This window comes from Alteromonas sp. BZK5, assembly GCF_014349115.1.
Classification (GTDB): Bacteria; Pseudomonadota; Gammaproteobacteria; order Enterobacterales; family Alteromonadaceae; genus Alteromonas; species Alteromonas macleodii.
On sequence record NZ_JACSOE010000078.1, the window covers coordinates 1 to 16,882 of the forward strand.

At 42.5% G+C, this 16,882-nt stretch carries 16 protein-coding genes and 1 pseudogene; 4 read left to right on the top strand and 13 right to left on the bottom strand.

Going from position 1 to position 16,882, the window contains the following annotated elements:
* Positions 1–62: 62 nt before the first annotated feature.
* The gene (locus BIZ39_RS17175; RefSeq protein WP_187447554.1) at positions 63–497 is read right to left on the bottom strand and encodes a hypothetical protein; all 435 of its coding nucleotides are present in this window, start codon (positions 495–497) and stop codon (positions 63–65) included.
* A 190-nt stretch (positions 498–687) separates the two neighbouring features.
* Between BIZ39_RS17175 and BIZ39_RS17180 the strand changes: the two are divergent.
* Positions 688–819: pseudogene (locus BIZ39_RS17180) on the top strand (IS3 family transposase); the annotation flags it as partial.
* Between the two features lie 475 nt (positions 820–1,294).
* Here BIZ39_RS17180 and BIZ39_RS17185 read toward each other — a convergent pair.
* The 5 genes from BIZ39_RS17185 to pnp all read right to left on the bottom strand — a co-directional run bounded on the left by BIZ39_RS17185 (position 1,295) and on the right by pnp (position 6,466).
* Positions 1,295–1,636, bottom strand: a complete 342-nt coding sequence (locus BIZ39_RS17185; RefSeq protein WP_187447555.1) for a hypothetical protein — start codon at positions 1,634–1,636, stop codon at positions 1,295–1,297.
* A gap of 400 nt (positions 1,637–2,036) precedes the next feature.
* Entirely contained in the window at positions 2,037–2,297 is a 261-nt protein-coding gene (locus tag BIZ39_RS17190; protein ID WP_187447556.1) for a hypothetical protein, read from the bottom strand.
* A 95-nt stretch (positions 2,298–2,392) separates the two neighbouring features.
* Positions 2,393–3,574 (bottom strand): hypothetical protein, encoded by a 1,182-nt coding sequence (locus BIZ39_RS17195; RefSeq protein ID WP_239220227.1) that lies wholly within the window; start codon positions 3,572–3,574, stop codon positions 2,393–2,395.
* Positions 3,575–3,898: 324 nt separating this feature from the next.
* The gene (locus BIZ39_RS17200) at positions 3,899–4,192 is read right to left on the bottom strand and encodes a DUF1244 domain-containing protein (RefSeq protein WP_012518312.1); all 294 of its coding nucleotides are present in this window, start codon (positions 4,190–4,192) and stop codon (positions 3,899–3,901) included.
* A 162-nt stretch (positions 4,193–4,354) separates the two neighbouring features.
* A complete protein-coding gene (pnp, locus tag BIZ39_RS17205; protein ID WP_039229711.1) occupies positions 4,355–6,466 on the bottom strand; it encodes a polyribonucleotide nucleotidyltransferase in 2,112 nt (703 codons plus the stop codon).
* A gap of 339 nt (positions 6,467–6,805) precedes the next feature.
* On the opposite strand from pnp, the gene BIZ39_RS17210 reads away from it, so the two are divergent.
* Positions 6,806–7,360: an HNH endonuclease gene (locus BIZ39_RS17210; protein WP_187447558.1), complete on the top strand. Its 555-nt coding sequence runs from the start codon at positions 6,806–6,808 to the stop codon at positions 7,358–7,360.
* Between the two features lie 3 nt (positions 7,361–7,363).
* Here BIZ39_RS17210 and BIZ39_RS17215 read toward each other — a convergent pair whose 3' ends face one another.
* From BIZ39_RS17215 to BIZ39_RS17235, 5 genes are all read right to left on the bottom strand, one after another.
* Complete coding sequence (locus tag BIZ39_RS17215; protein ID WP_187447559.1) at positions 7,364–8,314, bottom strand: mechanosensitive ion channel family protein; 951 nt, start codon at positions 8,312–8,314, stop codon at positions 7,364–7,366.
* Positions 8,315–8,446: 132 nt separating this feature from the next.
* Positions 8,447–9,694, bottom strand: a complete 1,248-nt coding sequence (locus BIZ39_RS17220) for a glutamate-5-semialdehyde dehydrogenase (protein WP_187447560.1) — start codon at positions 9,692–9,694, stop codon at positions 8,447–8,449.
* Positions 9,691–10,800 (bottom strand): glutamate 5-kinase, encoded by a 1,110-nt coding sequence (gene proB / locus BIZ39_RS17225; protein ID WP_187447561.1) that lies wholly within the window; start codon positions 10,798–10,800, stop codon positions 9,691–9,693. The genes BIZ39_RS17220 and proB overlap by 4 nt, the downstream gene beginning before the upstream one ends.
* A gap of 16 nt (positions 10,801–10,816) precedes the next feature.
* Positions 10,817–12,331 (bottom strand): sodium/proline symporter PutP, encoded by a 1,515-nt coding sequence (gene putP, locus BIZ39_RS17230; RefSeq protein ID WP_187447566.1) that lies wholly within the window; start codon positions 12,329–12,331, stop codon positions 10,817–10,819.
* 367 nt (positions 12,332–12,698) lie between these two features.
* The gene (locus tag BIZ39_RS17235) at positions 12,699–13,745 is read right to left on the bottom strand and encodes a DNA topoisomerase IB (RefSeq protein ID WP_187447562.1); all 1,047 of its coding nucleotides are present in this window, start codon (positions 13,743–13,745) and stop codon (positions 12,699–12,701) included.
* Positions 13,746–14,329: 584 nt separating this feature from the next.
* Between BIZ39_RS17235 and BIZ39_RS17240 the strand changes: the two genes are divergently transcribed.
* Positions 14,330–14,920, top strand: coding sequence for a hypothetical protein (locus BIZ39_RS17240; RefSeq protein ID WP_187447563.1), 591 nt, complete (start codon positions 14,330–14,332; stop codon positions 14,918–14,920).
* A 179-nt stretch (positions 14,921–15,099) separates the two neighbouring features.
* Positions 15,100–15,930, top strand: a complete 831-nt coding sequence (locus tag BIZ39_RS17245) for an HAD family hydrolase (RefSeq protein ID WP_187447564.1) — start codon at positions 15,100–15,102, stop codon at positions 15,928–15,930.
* A 71-nt stretch (positions 15,931–16,001) separates the two neighbouring features.
* Here BIZ39_RS17245 and BIZ39_RS17250 read toward each other — a convergent pair whose 3' ends face one another.
* Positions 16,002–16,706, bottom strand: a complete 705-nt coding sequence (locus BIZ39_RS17250) for an SDR family NAD(P)-dependent oxidoreductase (RefSeq protein WP_014979228.1) — start codon at positions 16,704–16,706, stop codon at positions 16,002–16,004.
* A gap of 20 nt (positions 16,707–16,726) precedes the next feature.
* Entirely contained in the window at positions 16,727–16,870 is a 144-nt protein-coding gene (locus BIZ39_RS17255) for a hypothetical protein (protein WP_316248263.1), read from the bottom strand.
* Positions 16,871–16,882 lie beyond the last annotated feature (12 nt).

Consider the following 16,882-nt stretch of genomic DNA (forward strand, 5'->3'; position numbering starts at 1 on the left):
AGTTTGCTTTTCATGGTGATTCCGTATATCCACAAACATGCCTGTCTTATTTAGTCTTATATTTACTTTGAACTCGCTTTGACCTTATGCGTTGTTATGTATATAAAAGAAAATGTTATGAAGCAAAACACTATACTCAAGACATAAGCGTATGATGCAATCGCCGAAAAGTGATTAATTAAAAAGCCGATAGCAAAGACTAGAACACCGAAGGCAAAAATGGTTAACCAAGGCACCCACTTTTTACGCAGAATATTTTCGTAATCCTCAATTTTAAGAGTTTGCTCATGAAGATAAATGTGAGTTATTGAAAATACGCAAAATAAAGGAAGAGCTATCGCAAATAAAATAGTTGAGATCTCAAGACTGCAAGAAGTATTTATTTGCTCTGCCCCACTAAATAAAGCCAGAAAAAAAGCAGCACAAAACCCTGATATCGCCGAGTAAAGCCATTTCGCTTGTGTTGCTCTTATATCTTCATGAACGTTTTTAGTCATAAAAAAGTGCTTAACTTGGTTAAAAGATATAACAGCTTACTCATCCCCAAACCGTCATGCGATTCCACACCACTCTCGGGAAACCTGTCCTTGTATTAATAACCACAATAACCCACAACCAACAGAAAAATAAAGAAAAACTGTTATGTCATCTTTAATGAACTAAACATGCCTGTCTTGTTTAGTCTTTTATGAAGCACAGCAAGATATACTGCGTTACATCACGACATTTTATAATCCTGAGCGGTTGCATTCGTATCTGGATTACAGGAGTCCAAATCAATATGAGGCGGACATGAAGAAATTGAAAAAAGTAGCTTAACTGGGTTGGTCAATTTTGGTTGACCACGTCACTACAAATATGCCTGTCTTATTTAATTCAGAAAAGTAAAGACATGAGCCGACGCAAACATGCCTGTCTCTTTTAGTCCATACACCGTATAAACAAATATGACTGTATTGTTTAGTCATTTCACGCAAGCCCAGAAAAGAAACATGCCTATCTTGTTTAGTTTGATTTCGATATCGCTAATATGCCTGTCTTGTTTGGTATTCCCCAGAAAAGTAAAGACATGAGCCTGTCTTATTTTTATGCGTTTGCTATTACTGGAATATAGCCTTCGATTTCAGACTCCGGCACGTGGACATGACGGCGTAATGTGGCCAAAAACGTGCACAAATGAGCCTGCCTTATTTAGTCTTCTCCATCCGTGAAACAAATATGCCTGTCTTGTTTAGTGCACTCGTCCCCAAACCGTCATGCTATTCAAACAAGCATGCCTGTCTTTTTAAGTCGTTTATGCATATTTGTACCAGTTTAAAAAGAGTTCTAGCCCTTCTTTTGTTTTAATATGCAACCTATACGCTCTATTTCCGAAACCTAATTTCGAAGTAATATAATAAAGATTTGAATGCCTACCAACATTCTTTGGTTGCGGGATATACTCTTCTTCTACGATTACCTCGGGCATAAAACAAGGATAAACTTCGACGTATAAAGAAACTTTCTGCTTATTTTCTTCTATAAGTGCTAGCTCGCGCCCTGACTGCATCTTAAAAGAAGATAATTTATCTCTTTCATCAATAAATGTTGTATCAATTGAGCTATTTAAAATTATTCTTGCCTCTATGGGATTCATCGAATTTATCCTACGTATAACGCTAGGCTAACCGCGTGGGGCAAAATTGCGAAGCCGCCCCGCCTGTATGAGAGAAGTGAGTAGACAGACACATAGTGTACACCGTATAAACAAATATGACTGTATTGTTTAGTCATTTCACGCAAGCCCAGAAAAGAAACATGCCTATCTTGTTTAGTATTCTCGTGTTGAACTGAAACATGCCTGTATTATTTAGTTTCATTTGATTATTAGCATGCCTGTCTTATTAGTTTTTTAGTTTTCTTACAACTCTAAACCATAACCAACAGAGAAATAAAGAAAAAACCGTAATGTCGTTTTTCGCTCATTTATTAAAAACACCAAATCGACGTGCAGATGATTTCGGTATATTTAACGCTACACAAACATGCCTGTTTTTTTAGTTTGGAAGCCTTGCGTGTAACTTGAAAGAGTATTTTACAGGCCCTCTGACAATACCCTTTGACGCAATTAACTTCTTTTTAAGCCTACTAGTATTTGGCTTCGCAAAGCTTAAGCTTTCGAACCAGCCACAGATATCTACAATGGTAAAATGCTCAACCTCTGAGACCTTTGAGTGATAGAACCCTAAGCGCTCAACTCTCTCGATCTCCTTAAGATCAATAAGTCCGCTTATGCTTGAAAACTTCTCGATATTCATTCAGCTCTACTTTTCACTTAACGCCCGCATTTGTGGCTGGTTTGGAGCGCAGCGGAAAGCCAGTCCGACAACATGCGCTTGTTACAAGCAAACCACTACGGAATATGAAACAGCATTACCGATAGCTTTACTTCTCTGTTTTTGTCGTCATTAATATGAAATCTGTAGTGATACCAACCCTCATCTTGCTCATTAACGAAGCCAAGATAATTTTCATGCTCAGATATACATTCTTTAGCTGTGTCTAAAACAGACATAAAATCTTTATTTCTGACGAACATGACTACCGCAGCTTTAGAATCTCTCCATGTCAGGTAGCCAAGTAACTGACTAATGGTTTCCAGAAACCCCTTTTTACCGTGCCAGAATTTCAGCTCAGCTATAAAGACGTTTTTTCCTTCATGTCTCAACAAAATATCCGTTTTACCAGACTTGTTGAAAGTTTCGCCTGTAGCCGAGCCTTCAAAGTTGGGTTCGAGAATCAGAAGCATATGGTCTCTTAAATGCTCCTCGTCCTTGCCAGAATATGTTGAAGGTAAGCGTTCAAACTGCTTACCAACATCATGGATAATTTTGAGTATCTGAGCGTATATTGTCGAATCTAGCGTAGGCTCAGGTGTATAACCCTTTTCAGTAACTTCAGGCTTAGGTTTCGTTGCAATTGCCTTAGTTCTTTTCGCAGGAATAGAAAAAGTAGACGATTTACTTCCGGACTCCCTTACTGGCACCCCCAAAGACGCCATCAAATCATTTTTGCTAAGTAACTGCTCTTTTCTTGCGTCAAATATTCTAGAAGCATGTTGTTCAATAGAAGCATTAAACTTTTCTAGGTCTCTAGTTAAATATCCATTCTGTGTTTCAAGGCTTTGTATTGTTTGATCTGACTCTTGTTTGATACGTTGAGCATCAAGATTAAAGTTAATGATCTTAAAGCAAATGCAATCTTGCTCCACCGAAATAAGTGGCGCAGACGTTGAATATGTACTTGCTCTAACTCGCAGTAATTGCTGGTCGCCGGAAAATGGGAGGTGAAAAATAAGCACATCTCTTGGGTATGAGCCAGCCCTATCCATAAAGTAGGAATTCGGGTGCATTTCAGCAGGTATCATTTCTTCATGAGTGGAAACTGAAAGTCCGTCTTTGTGAATTTCTATAGGATCAATAGAAAATTCACTGACGAGATGCTGCATGTACTCCTCGCGATTTACATTAAGGATGTAATCGTCGTTTTGACGCTTAATCGCTTGATCTATTGCTGAACGTTGATTTTCAAGCATACTGAATCCGTCATATTCAGAAAATGCATGAAAACCGTCTCGTCGAAATCCTCTCATATTTATCCTTTACTTGTAACAACTTACTCGCCCCCAAACCGTCATGCTATTCCACACCACTTTAGGGCACTTCTCCTTTCTACTTCTCACTACTCTAAACCACAACCACAAGAGAAATAAAGAAAAAACCGTAATGTCGTTTTACGCTCATATATTAAAAACACCAACTCGGCGTGCAGGCGATTTTGGTGTATTTCACGCAAGCCAAAAAAAGCCAGCTTCCGCTGGCTTCTAAAACAAATAATTCAACGTCACTTGAACTAAAAACTACTTCCCCTGCCTAGCAGCCAACTTCTCCAACTGCTCATCAGTAGCTGGAAGCTGGTGCTTCTCTTTCCATTCTGAATACGGCATTTTGTATACCACTTCACGTGCAGCTTCATAGTCGATATCAGCGCCCTGCTCGCTTGCAGCCGCCGAATACCATTTAGCCAAGCAGTTACGGCAGAAATCCGCCAAAATCATCAGGTCAATGTTCTGAACGTCTTTATTCGCGTCTAAATGTTCTACTAAGCGGCGGAATACCGCTGCTTCTACTTCGGTTTGCGTTTGCTTATCCATTATCTAATACCTCTAAAAAAAGCGCTTTTCGTTATAGGTTGGATGTGAGGGTTAAAGAGTAAAACCCAACCCGTTATTACTTTTAAAACCTAAAACGAAAAAAGGGAGCCAAGCTCCCTTTTTACTTATATACAGCTAACTAGGTATAAAACCTAATTGGCATTACTCTGCGTCGTCAGACTTAGGCGCAGGCTTTTCTAGAAGCTCTTTAATGCTTAGGCGTACACGGTTTTGGCGATCGATTTCCATAACCTTAACGTCAACCATTTGGCCTTCTTCTAGGTAGTCAGTTACTTTGTTCACACGCTCGTGAGCGATTTGTGAAATGTGAACAAGACCTTCTTTACCAGGAAGTACTTCTACAAACGCACCGAAGTCTACAATACGTGTAATCTTACCGTTGTAAGTCTTACCAACTTCAATTTCAGCCGTTACTTGCTCAATCTTGCTAATAGCGATGTCTGCTTTCGCACGCTCTGTCGCGAAAATTTTGATAGTACCGTCGTCTTCAATCTCGATGTTAGTGTCAGACTCTTCAGTAATTTGACGGATCATTGCGCCGCCTTTACCGATAACGTCACGAATCTTGTCTTGGTCAATCTTCATTGTGTAAATGCGTGGAGCAAATTCACTTAGCTCTTCACGGTGACCGCCAATTGCTTCGTCCATTACGTTAAGAATGTGCAAACGTGCTTCTTTTGCTTGTTTAAGCGCAATTTGCATGATTTCTTTAGTAATACCTTCAATCTTAATGTCCATTTGAAGTGCAGTAATACCTTCGGTAGTACCCGCTACTTTAAAGTCCATGTCGCCAAGGTGATCTTCGTCACCAAGAATGTCTGAAAGTACAACAAAGTTGTCGTCACTCTTAACTAGGCCCATTGCGATACCCGCAACAGACGCTTTAATTGGAACACCTGCATCCATAAGCGCTAGTGAAGTACCACATACCGACGCCATTGATGATGAACCGTTTGATTCTGTGATTTCAGAAACCACACGTACTACGTACGGGAATTCTTCTTCACTTGGCATTACTGCTTGAATACCACGCTTCGCTAGACGACCGTGACCAATTTCACGACGCTTAGGCGAACCAATCATACCGGTTTCACCAACACAGTATGGAGGGAAGTTGTAGTGAAGCATGAAACGGCTGTCGCGCTTACCTTGAAGCTCGTCAATCATCTGTGCGTCACGCTCTGTACCAAGTGTAGCTGCTACAAGAGCCTGTGTTTCACCACGGGTAAATAGTGCAGAACCATGAGTACGAGGAAGAATACCTGTCGCTACGTCAAGTGCACGGATCATTGCTGGGTCACGACCATCGATACGTGGCGCGCCAGATAGAATGCGTGAACGTACAACGTCAGACTCAAGGTCGTGAAGAAGGTCTAGTACTTCTTTCTTATCTTGTTCTTCGTCTTCAGCAAGGATAGCTTCTAGTGCTTTTTCAGTTGCTGCAGTTACTGCGTCTTTACGCTCTAACTTGTCAGAAATCTGGTAAGCCGCAGTCATTTCTGCTTCAGCTAGTGCTTTAACTTTGTCTTTAAGTGCAGTGTTTTCTGCTTCTGGTGCCCAGTCCCACTTCTCAGTGCCAACTTCAGCAGCAAATTCGTTAACAGCGTTAACTACAGTTTGCATTTGCTCGTGACCGAACATAACCGCACCTAGCATGGTGTCTTCAGAAAGCACGCTTGCTTCTGATTCAACCATAAGTACTGCGCCTTCAGTACCCGCAACAACAAGGTCAAGCTCGCTTTCAGCTTGCTCTTCTGCGCGTGTATTTAGAATGTATTCACCGTTGCTAAAACCAACACGAGCCGCACCGATTGGGCCGTTGAAAGGAATACCAGAGATAGCAAGGGCTGCTGAAGTACCAATCATAGAGATGATGTCTGTAGGGATATCTGGGTTAGCAGACATTACAGTAACAACAACTTGTACTTCGTTTTTGAAACCTTCTGGGAATAATGGGCGGATTGGACGGTCGATAAGACGTGCAATCAGTGTTTCACCTTCAGATGGACGACCTTCACGCTTGAAGAAACCACCTGGGATTTTACCCGCAGCGTACGCTTTTTCTTGGTAGTTAACAGTAAGTGGGAAGAAGTCTTGATCTGCTTTGGCTTCTTTTTTACCAACTACTGTTACCAGTACAGACGTATCGTCCATGCTCGCAAGAACCGCAGCTGTTGCCTGACGAGCAATTACACCCGTCTCTAGAGTTACAGTATGCTGTCCATACTGAAATGATTTAGTAATAGGAGTCACTATTTGTCCTTTAATTTCAATCTTTATTTTATCGCTTTTAAACGCGGCGCATAGTATAGCCATGAAGTAGCGTTAATACCATGGTCAAATGCAGCCCCGCGCGGAATTTGTCGTGTTATTTGGTCATTAACCGCTACCACCTATAGCACCATGACTATATGAAATATCTGTGAAATTTCAATTATTGACTATATTTTCATCATATTGACACAAAACAGCGTATGCTAGAACAAAAAGCGAAAAAAGTAAGAACTTAAATAAACATCACGTGCGACCAATGCGCAGAAGTGATTAACCACAACAAGAACGTCTAATATTAGTGTGCTAAAGGAGATAACCATGTTGGTACTTCGACTTAATAAAGCAGGCATGCCACAAGAGTGGATAGATGTTGAACAAGCCGCAAAGCTTTACAGTCAAGATAAGGTGCTATTTGAGCTAGGTAGCGATGCTATTACGCTTAAGGGAGGCTGGAATCACGAAGGGCTGCAAAGTCAGCTTACCCTGTCTAGTATTATCGCGTGCGACGGCAAGGTAACAGATTTATCTGGCAAAGTTGCCCTAACTAATCGCTATTTGTTTAGGCGCGATAGCTACCTGTGTATGTACTGCGGCAATAAATTTACGCCAAAGCAGCTTACCCGAGACCACATTATCCCCCGCTCTCGTGGCGGAAAAGACAGTTGGACGAACGTTGCCACGGCTTGCCAGAGATGTAATCACGCAAAAGGTGCTAAAACGCCAGAAGAAGCCAACATGCCTCTACTCGCAGTACCCTTCAGGCCCAATGTGTACGAGCGCTTTTATTTAATGAACAGGCGAATTTTGGCTGACCAAATGGCCTTTTTACAAGGCCACTTTACCAGCCACAGAGAATGGACGTGCTTAAAATAAACGCTATAGCGCACCGCTAGTAGTTGTCTGTGCTTCGGGCATTGCTTTAGCTTGATTCTGCACTGAAGAGGAATCGCGGTGCTGTGCGTGAAGCTGGCGCTGCTCTTCTTTTTGCGCTTTGAACCACAGGCTTAACCAATCTGAGCACATTTTGTGCTCTAACTCGTGAGCTTCGGCTGTAGGGCAAAACAAGCTTACCTTTACCACCACTTTGGCAAGTTCATTGGTTTTAATCTCAACCTCAGGGTCGATGCGAATAAACTCTTGCTCTAAGTGACGTTCAATTAAGCCTTTGTAGCGCTCTGCTACATCGCGGAAATATTCACAATGTGCCTGTGCCCTAGCATGAAACGCTGGAAGCAGACTATAGGCGTTCACAGAAGGCTCGTTCACTATTTCAAATGAATGCAAACGGTAGCGACGCATAAAGTTAAGATTTCGTACAGTTTGGGTCACTAGCTGGCTATTAGGCACGTACACGTGTTTACCCGTGTAGTTAAAGCTTTCAGGGTCTACTTCTAAAAGCGCCGTTTTCGCCCAGTCCATTTCTACCACTTCACCAATGATGTTGTTCATTTGGATCCAGTCGCCTACCCTGAACGGCCGAGCGCCCAGGTAGTAAATGAACCCCATAAAACACTGAATAAACTCGCGGGTTGCCAACACAATGGCCACCATAAAGGCAGCAATGGAGATTGCCAGTGTTTGGATTTCAGAACTCCACACCATCATTAACACAATAATGATAAAGGCATTACCCAACTGCTCTAGGATATTGATTTGGTTTCGGCGGTCTTCGCCACGATGAGAACTAATGCGCCTGATAAGGCGCAACACACCCTTTTTAAGAAAGAGCAGTACAATTAAAAGTACTAGAGATGTCAGCAGTTTATAATCATTGGCAAAACTTATAAATTGATGCCATAACTGCGCGGGGTCTATCACAATCTCCATGTAAGCTCCGTCTGTACTCCGAGGGTAAATATCTGAATAGGCGAAAAAAAAAGCGCCGACGAATGTCAGCGCTTTTAATTATGAAGCATGTAAACTCGTGGCACAATGCCGACCAGTTAAAACATCTTTTTATTAGTCGCGAATTTGGCCTTCGCCATTCACTAAATATTTCTCTGAAGTCAACGACTCCAAGCCCATTGGGCCATAAGCATGTAGCTTAGTGGTTGCAATACCAATTTCTGCACCTAAGCCAAGCTGGCTACCGTCAGAAAAACGTGAAGACGCATTAACCATTACTACACTTGCATCAACTGCGCGTTGGAATAACTTGCCTTTTTCAGCATCTTCCGTACAAATTACTTCCGTGTGGTTACTACCAAATTGCGCAATGTGGTCAACCGCTGCTTCGAAATCGTCAACTACACGGATAGCGATTTCAAGGCCAAGATATTCTTCACCGTACGCGTCTTCAGAAATAACGTCAGCACCATCAAAGTATTGGCTGCCTTTTTCGTTTACGTGAACCTTAACACCCTTTTCTTTGAATGCGTCGGCCACTTTAGGCAAAAAATCGCCCGCAACGGCTTGGTGTACTACTAAGCCTTCTAAGGCATTACACACGCCAGTACGCTGTGTTTTACCATTTAGAAGTAGCGCCATGGCTTTGTCTAAATTTGCATCTTTGTCTACGTAAAGGTGACACACACCCTTAAAGTGCTGAATTACCGGCACCTTGGCGTTGTCAGTCACGTAGTTGATTAGACCTTCACCGCCACGAGGAATAATAACGTCAATATAGTCGCGTTGCTCCATTAACTCTTGCATTAATGCACGATCTGGATTCGGAACTACCGTTACCAGCGCTTTTGGTAAATTGTGCTTCTCCAGCACGTCTTGCATAAGTTCAGCAATGGCTAAACTCGTATCTAGTGCCTCTTTACCACCACGTAATATTACTGCGTTACCCGATTTAAAACACAGCGCGCCTGCGTCGGCAGTAACATTAGGTCGTGCTTCATATATCATGCACACAACACCCAGCGGTATGCGCATTTTCTTAATCTCAATACCGTTTGGACGTGTACCGATAACGCGCTCTTTACCCACAGGATCATCAAGTTCAACAATAACTTCGATGCCTTCAGCCATGGCTTCAATACGCTCGTCGTTTAGGATTAAGCGGTCAACCATCGCTGCGTCTAAGTTATTCTCTTTGGCGCGCGCGACTTCCTTTTCGTTTACTTCAATAATTTTGCCTTTATTTGCACGAATTGCCGCGGCCATATCAGTTAACACCGCGTTTTTCTGACTTTCGCTTAAAATAGCCAGTGTACGTGCAGCTTTTTTTGCCTGTTGTGCTAACTCTGTAATAATGCTCATTCTTTCTCCAGATTTGCTATGTGCTGATCAGAAATAATTGGCCCAGTCTTTTCCTCAAACTCATGGGCGAATTCTTCGTTTTCCTGATTCGCAATGAAATTCAATAAACAGCTACTGTAATTCGACTTGGCTTTTACCAGTTTAGTACCGTCTTCTTTACGTACTAGAATGGTGTCGCCTACCGAGAACTCACCTTTCACGTCAATAATTTCGCTACTTGTCAGTTGCTCTGCGTCGCCAGCTAAAGAGGCGTCAAAGTCCCCTTCTACTATCACCTCACCCTGCGCGTTTGACGTATGGCGCATCCAATGCACATTCTCTTGCATTGGCGTGGCGTGAGGTTTGAAATGCGTGCCTGGGTTTTCACCTGCTAGCAGCATATTAAACGACAGTTCAGTAAAGCCGTTAATAATATATGTATCTATACCATGCGAAACGGCTTTTTCGGCCGCTTCAATTTTAGTGCGCATACCACCGGTGCCTACACCGCCTTTTACCGCACCGCCAGCCATGTCATAAATGCTTTGATCAATGGTATTAACTGATTTAAGCAATTGTGCGTCGTCGTGTTCATGCGGGTTCTTATCGTACAACCCATCAATGTCTGAACAGATGATAAGTGCATCTGCTTCAGCTGCCGACGCCACCATGGCCGATAAATTATCGTTATCACCCACTTTCAATTTGTCAGTGGTAACGGTGTCGTTTTCGTTCACGATAGGTAGAATATTGTTGTCCAATAAACTAAATATCGTTTCACGGATACTTACGTAACGCTCTCTGTCTCGTAAATCAGCATGCGTTAACAGCATCTGAGCAGACGGAAAATCAAACAGTCTGTCCCATGTGGCAATCATTTCGGTTTGACCCGCTGCTGCCATTGCTTTTTTAACTGCAATATCTGACTTTTCTTGCTTTGGAAACAGGTGCGCGCCCGCTGCGACAGAACCAGAAGACACGAGTACAACTTGTGTACCGTTGGCTCTGCATCGCACGATAAATTGCGCAATGCTCAAAAGGTAATGACTGCTACAACCTTGTTGGTTGGGCGATATCAATGCACTACCCACTTTGATGACTACGCGTTTCCAATTTGGATGACTCATAATAAACTTTTTAACCTTAAGATTGTTGATTTGCTAATTCTTCACTAGCTTGCGCGAATGTTGCCTGTACGTTTGACGATGGGTTTTCGCTAAAGCGACTTACCACATAAAGCGTTAACGTACTTACCGCAAACCCTGGAATAATTTCATAAATAACGCTGCTTAACGTTTTACCGTCAGCTAAAACGGGCGCATAAATCCAGAACAATACGGTTACCGCACCGCTGATCATGCCCGCCATTGCCGCTTTCGCTGTAAGGTCCTTTTTATACAGACAAAACAGTACTAACGGACCAAATGCTGCACCAAAACCAGCCCAAGCATTACTTACTAAAGATAAAATTGTGTTCGACGCATCCATGGCTAATAACAATGCAACCAAAGCTACACCTGCTACACCGTAACGGCCAATTGTTACCGTTTGCTTTTCACTCAGCGCCTTGGTTGAAGACTTTTTATTTACCATTACGCGGTAAATGTCTTCGGTTAACGAACTTGCGCTAACCAGCAGTTGCGACGAAATTGTACTCATAATAGCGGCTAAAATAGCGGCCATTAAAAATCCACTGATAAGTGGGTGGAACAGCAATTGTGAGAAAATAATAAATATCGTCTCAGGGTCGTCGACAGCAAGACCAAACTGATTGGCATAAGCAATGCCTACGAATCCTGTTGCCAGTGCACCAATGATGGTCACTAACATCCACGACATACCAATATTTCGCGCTGTGCCAATGGCATTAACAGAACGAATTGCCATAAAGCGAACAATAATGTGCGGCTGTCCAAAGTAACCTAAGCCCCAACCTAAACTCGATAGCAACCCTACAATCGTTAGCGTTTCTATCGATTCAGAAAAATTGGGTACAGATTGATAAGCGGCGCTTGTCATTTGCGACACGCTATCGAACTCGGTAAACGCGACAATTGGAACCAGTACCAGCGCCACGAACATAATGCACCCTTGTACAAAGTCCGTAAGGCTTACTGCCAAGAAACCACCAAGTAGCGTATAAGACACCACTACACCCAGCGTGATAAATAAGCCTAACTGATAATCGACTGAAAACGCGCTTTCAAACAACTTACCACCTGCAACTAACCCGGCAGAGGTGTATAGCGTGAAAAACAGTACGATAATCACCGCTGAAACAATGCGTAAGCTTGAGTTAGGCGTATCAAAACGCTTGGCAAAAAACTCAGGCACAGTCAGCGAGTCGTTGGCAACTTCGGTATAAACGCGAAGTTTTGGTGCTACTAGTAAATAATTGGCCAACGCACCTGCAACCAACCCTATTGCAATATAAACCGCATCGAAACCGGTTAAGTACATTGCACCTGGTAAGCCCATTAGCATCCAACCAGACATGTCAGACGCACCCGCAGACAGTGCGGTTACTTGAGGGCTAACTTGTCGCCCTCCCAAAATATAACCAGAAATATCACTGGTAGATTGTCGGTAAGCAAACAACCCTATCCCTAACATCGCTATAAAATACACCGCTAGTGATAGGTAACTTTCCATTGGCATAACGTTCGTTATTTCCTCTATTGCTCTTCGAAAACTCGTAAATGAAAACGCCATTTAACCTTTGCTAATTCAAATTCAAAAGCAAATAATTAAATCGAACAATAATCATTAGAGCTCTAACAATATAAGGATCTGACAGAAAATTTCAAGTGCAATTTTTAAACAACATCGTTTAGCTGGCACTTATGTTTAAATTAGCACCAACCATGTTTCACAGCATATTACGTTAACAAAATTTTTAATTACCACTAATATTCAACAACTTAAAAACACCAAGTCATTTATGAAACAATTTAACTTTAGCTGAAAAGGCGCGGAAAGCAGCAACTTTACTATCAGCTAAAACATTTTCATTAAAAATACTTTGTTACGCGCACTCAGACGAAATAACATCCAAAAGAAGCTTTTCTACAGGCAGTAAATGGGTAAGTTGCGTACAATCTTCACTATGTAGCGAGCGAACCCGATTAATTAGCTTCTCACACGCCTTTTCGTCATTTTTCACAGTAAATAGTTTCGGATGAATATAATATTTCCTGCAAACGGTGGGAGTATTGCCTAGTTCTGCTGCAACACACTTACTTAACGTACTCTCCCATTTCTTGGTTCTGGAGTTTGCTATCTGTTCATACACACTGGGCAGGTTTGTTAGTGCAAATCGACTTGATGCCCACGTTCGAAAGTCTTTACAACTGAACTGTTCACTTAGTTCTTTGTGGATGAACGCATTAACGTCTTCGCTCGTTACGTCGTGCCATTGATTATTCTCATCTTGATAACGAAATAAACAGTAACCCTGTTGTTGCGCACAGTCACAAACTAATGAAGCAAGCTCAGGGTCGTTTACTTTTAGTGTTCTTGGTTTGCCGTGCTTACCAATGTAAGCAAGTTCAACACTATCGTCACACTGCGCTTGTACATGCTTGCGCCGTAATGTAGTTAACCCATATGTGTTATTTTCCTTGCTATATTGAGCGTTGCCAACTCTAGCACCTGTGTAATCGAGCAACAGGCACACCAGCGCGCAAGCTCTTTCTTGCGTCCATGTTGGCTGTGAAATTAATGATAGACAGTGCTCACGGAATTCAGGAAGTGCATTACCAAAGGCAACCAAACGCTCAAATTTTTCTACTTGCTGCTGCTCGTGCCATTTGTTGTGATAGATATACTGTTTACGTCCTTTTTCGTCATAGCCGACAGCTTGAACGCTGGCTTTACTATCACGGCTTATAAAGGTGTCGCGCCAATTTGGAGGAATAACAAGCTTTTTGATACGCTTTAGCACGCGCTCTCCTGTGACTTTCTTTCCACTTGCATAGCGATAGTAAAACCGTTTATCACCGCAAGCGATGCGCCTTATTGATAGATGGCTATCATCAGAGTAGACGTTGCAATAGCCTTTAATCCGTTTCATTTATAGATACTCCTTTCCTTACCAGCTAAGTAAGACCGACTGTTAAGGTGCTGCTACGGCCACAGATGCTCGCTGTGCTTTCTTAGTCAGATTGCAAACAACGGTACCAAATCTCAATTTATAAATAGAATCTACAGAAGAACGTACAGAAATGATCACTACACGCGAGTAACCTTGCCGCAAGCCGACGCTTCCACGGCAAGACAGTGATTTTAAAGGCCATAACGAATTTTCACGCTATGTGTAAAATTATCACAGTACCGACTGTTTGGTCCGGTAGCGGCGCTTGCTAAAACTCAGCACATCGCTTCGAAATCCTTCTTTATTTCGCCTTCCAGCTTACTAAATCATATTTAACATTCCGAAAATAACCTTTAAAAACAATAATATAAAAACGAACTTTCCCTTTTTTCTACTAAAGTATAAACCGCTACTTTTCTTCGTCGGAATACAACTTGAATAAGTATGAACAATAGTTGTCGAGTTACCTATGCACTTGGGTGAAGCCGAACAGCAATACCCTTTGAAGTGCAAGTGAAGTGGATTAATTGAGAGAGTCCAAGTAAGAAGTCGAGGATTTAAAGATGAATGTTCAAAGTTCGAAAAACGTAGAGTCAAAAAGCGAAAACAGTAATGAACATGAGAATTTGAGAGCCCATGTTGTATCAACCGGTGATTTGCAAGTCGCGGCTGTATTTCCGTCAAAACTTAAAGTGCAGGAAGTACTTGAGATAGTTCAAGACCAAACATCTGTTGAGGTATCTCAAGTAGAAATTATCGAAGCTGGCGACCCTAAAATGAGTGAAAAACTTGAACGTAACAGCGCTGCCATAGGCAAAAGCATGTGGTCGTCCCACCTGTTGCTTGGTTCAATCGGTCTGATTGTAGGTTTAGTGGCGGCATTTTTGTTAACGCAGTTTGGCCCAGCGCTTACTCAACAAAATCCCTTATTTACCTACATAGCACTAATTAGCCCAGGCATATTCATTGGGTTATTCATAGCGGGTTTAATCGGTTTACGTCCAGACAGAAATGAGGTTATACAAACCGTAAGACACGCGGTTAGATATGGTAAAGTTGCGCTGGTAATTAACCTTAAAAAGTCACAGTCTGCTTCTAAAGTCTCGCAATTACTGAAGCAGCACACCGACAAAGTGGTCGAATCTATTCGGTAGCAAGACTAGCGACATAATATGGAACGCTGCTTCAAAGCAGAATGTGATACAGTAATCATAGCGGAGTTATCAATCTAGCTGTTCCAATATTTTCGAAGGGCAATATAACGCACTCCACGTTTATTGCCCTTCGTCGTTTGGTCGGCGTTATTCTGAAAGAGAGATTAGGCACCAATTGTATGGATTTACTATTTTTTGATTTAGATGGCACTTTATTAAATAAGTCTTCTGAAATCTCCTCGTTTACTAAAGAGACGTTGGGCTTGCTTGGTGAGAGAGACATTGCATTCACCGTAGCGACGGGTCGTACCATGCATTCAGCGCAATTTGTGCTACAAGGTCAGTCTTTTGTACTCCCTCACATTTATAATAATGGGGTGGCAATTTGGGATCCTGCCGGAAACGCGCTAACACTCGAAAATTTGCTCGCGCCCAGTGAAGTAAATCTTATTATCGAGCACGCCGTAAACAACAATATCACGCCTTTCATTAACACAGTGAATATGGATAGTCCAGATCACGAGCACGTGATTTACCATTCGTCGCCTAAGCATCAGGTGGAACACGATTTAATTGAAAAGTATTTTTCGCGCACTAAAGCGCGACTAGCGTCTATTGAGTCGCTACCTGCTAATGCACATATTACAAACATTAGTATGATCGGAGATGCACCGCTAGTCTATGACATGTATAAGCAGCTTAACATGCACGGAGGACTGATAGCGTACTCTGGGCCAGCTATCGAAGGGGATGAGTACCGTTGGATGGATGTACACCACAATCTTGCGAATAAAGGTAGTGCGGTAGAGCTTTTGCGCCAACAGTTGAATGCAAGCAACGTTATTGTGTTTGGCGACAGTGATAATGATTTAAGTATGTTTAAGCTAGCAGACGAGGCTTATGCACCTTCTAACGCTAAACCTTATATCAAAGACGCCGCCACTTCCGTCATTGGGCATCACGATGAAGATGGAATCGCCCGCTTTCTACGAGAGCGATTCTCACTTTAGAAGATGCTGATTAAAAAGCATCGTGAAAATGGTAGCCTTCAAACTATATGAATTAGGCTAGTTAATTAAGGCTACCACTCTATAGGCTCTCTATCTTTTAAGAATTGGCCATGGGGGCCGCCCTCTTCCATGGTTGCTAACCAAATAGCCGTATCTGCTCCCTCCTCGGGCGTTTTGGGCGCATCACTTCCACCCATTCTGGTATGCACCCAACCCGGGGTCATGCTATTAACGGTTACATCAAGAGACTTACCGTCAGCAGCTTCATCAACTACCGCTGCCATCTTAACCGTAAGCGCATTAATAGCAGCCTTTGTTATCGCATAGCACATTGGCCCTTTCAGCCCCTCGGCGAAGCTACCGTAACTAGAGCTTACATTGATAATACGTCCAAAACCTCGCTCAATCATTTGCGGTAACGTTTGCTGGATAAGTGTAAGCGGGGCGTTCACATTAATTTGCATCGATTTAGCCAACGTCTCAGAATTTACATCTTTCCATGGCGTGTCGTCTAAGATACCTGCATTGTTTATGAGGATATCAATAGGGCCATACACGGCCTCAGCTCGAACAAACGCATCGACGATGGCTGTTTCGTTATCAAGAGGCATCTCAATAATATGCAAATCCCCTCCCACAATATCTTTCTTGGCTTCAAGGCCGGCCTCTTCGTCTCGACACCCCATTAGCACTTTATAGCCTTTAGACAGCATTCCTTTTACTATTTCTAGACCTATACCTCTGTTTCCACCTGTAACTAATACGTTTTTCGTCATTGCCAATACACTCCTTGCATTTACGCTTGGGCTTGTTTTGCCTCAAAACGATTGGATAAATAAAAACACAGCGGGAAGATTACACTCCACACTAGAGCGATAAAAATATAAGAAAGCACAACGCTTGCGCCCAATTCAACCGCGCCGAATTTGGCGCCGGCGATATAACTGAGCGG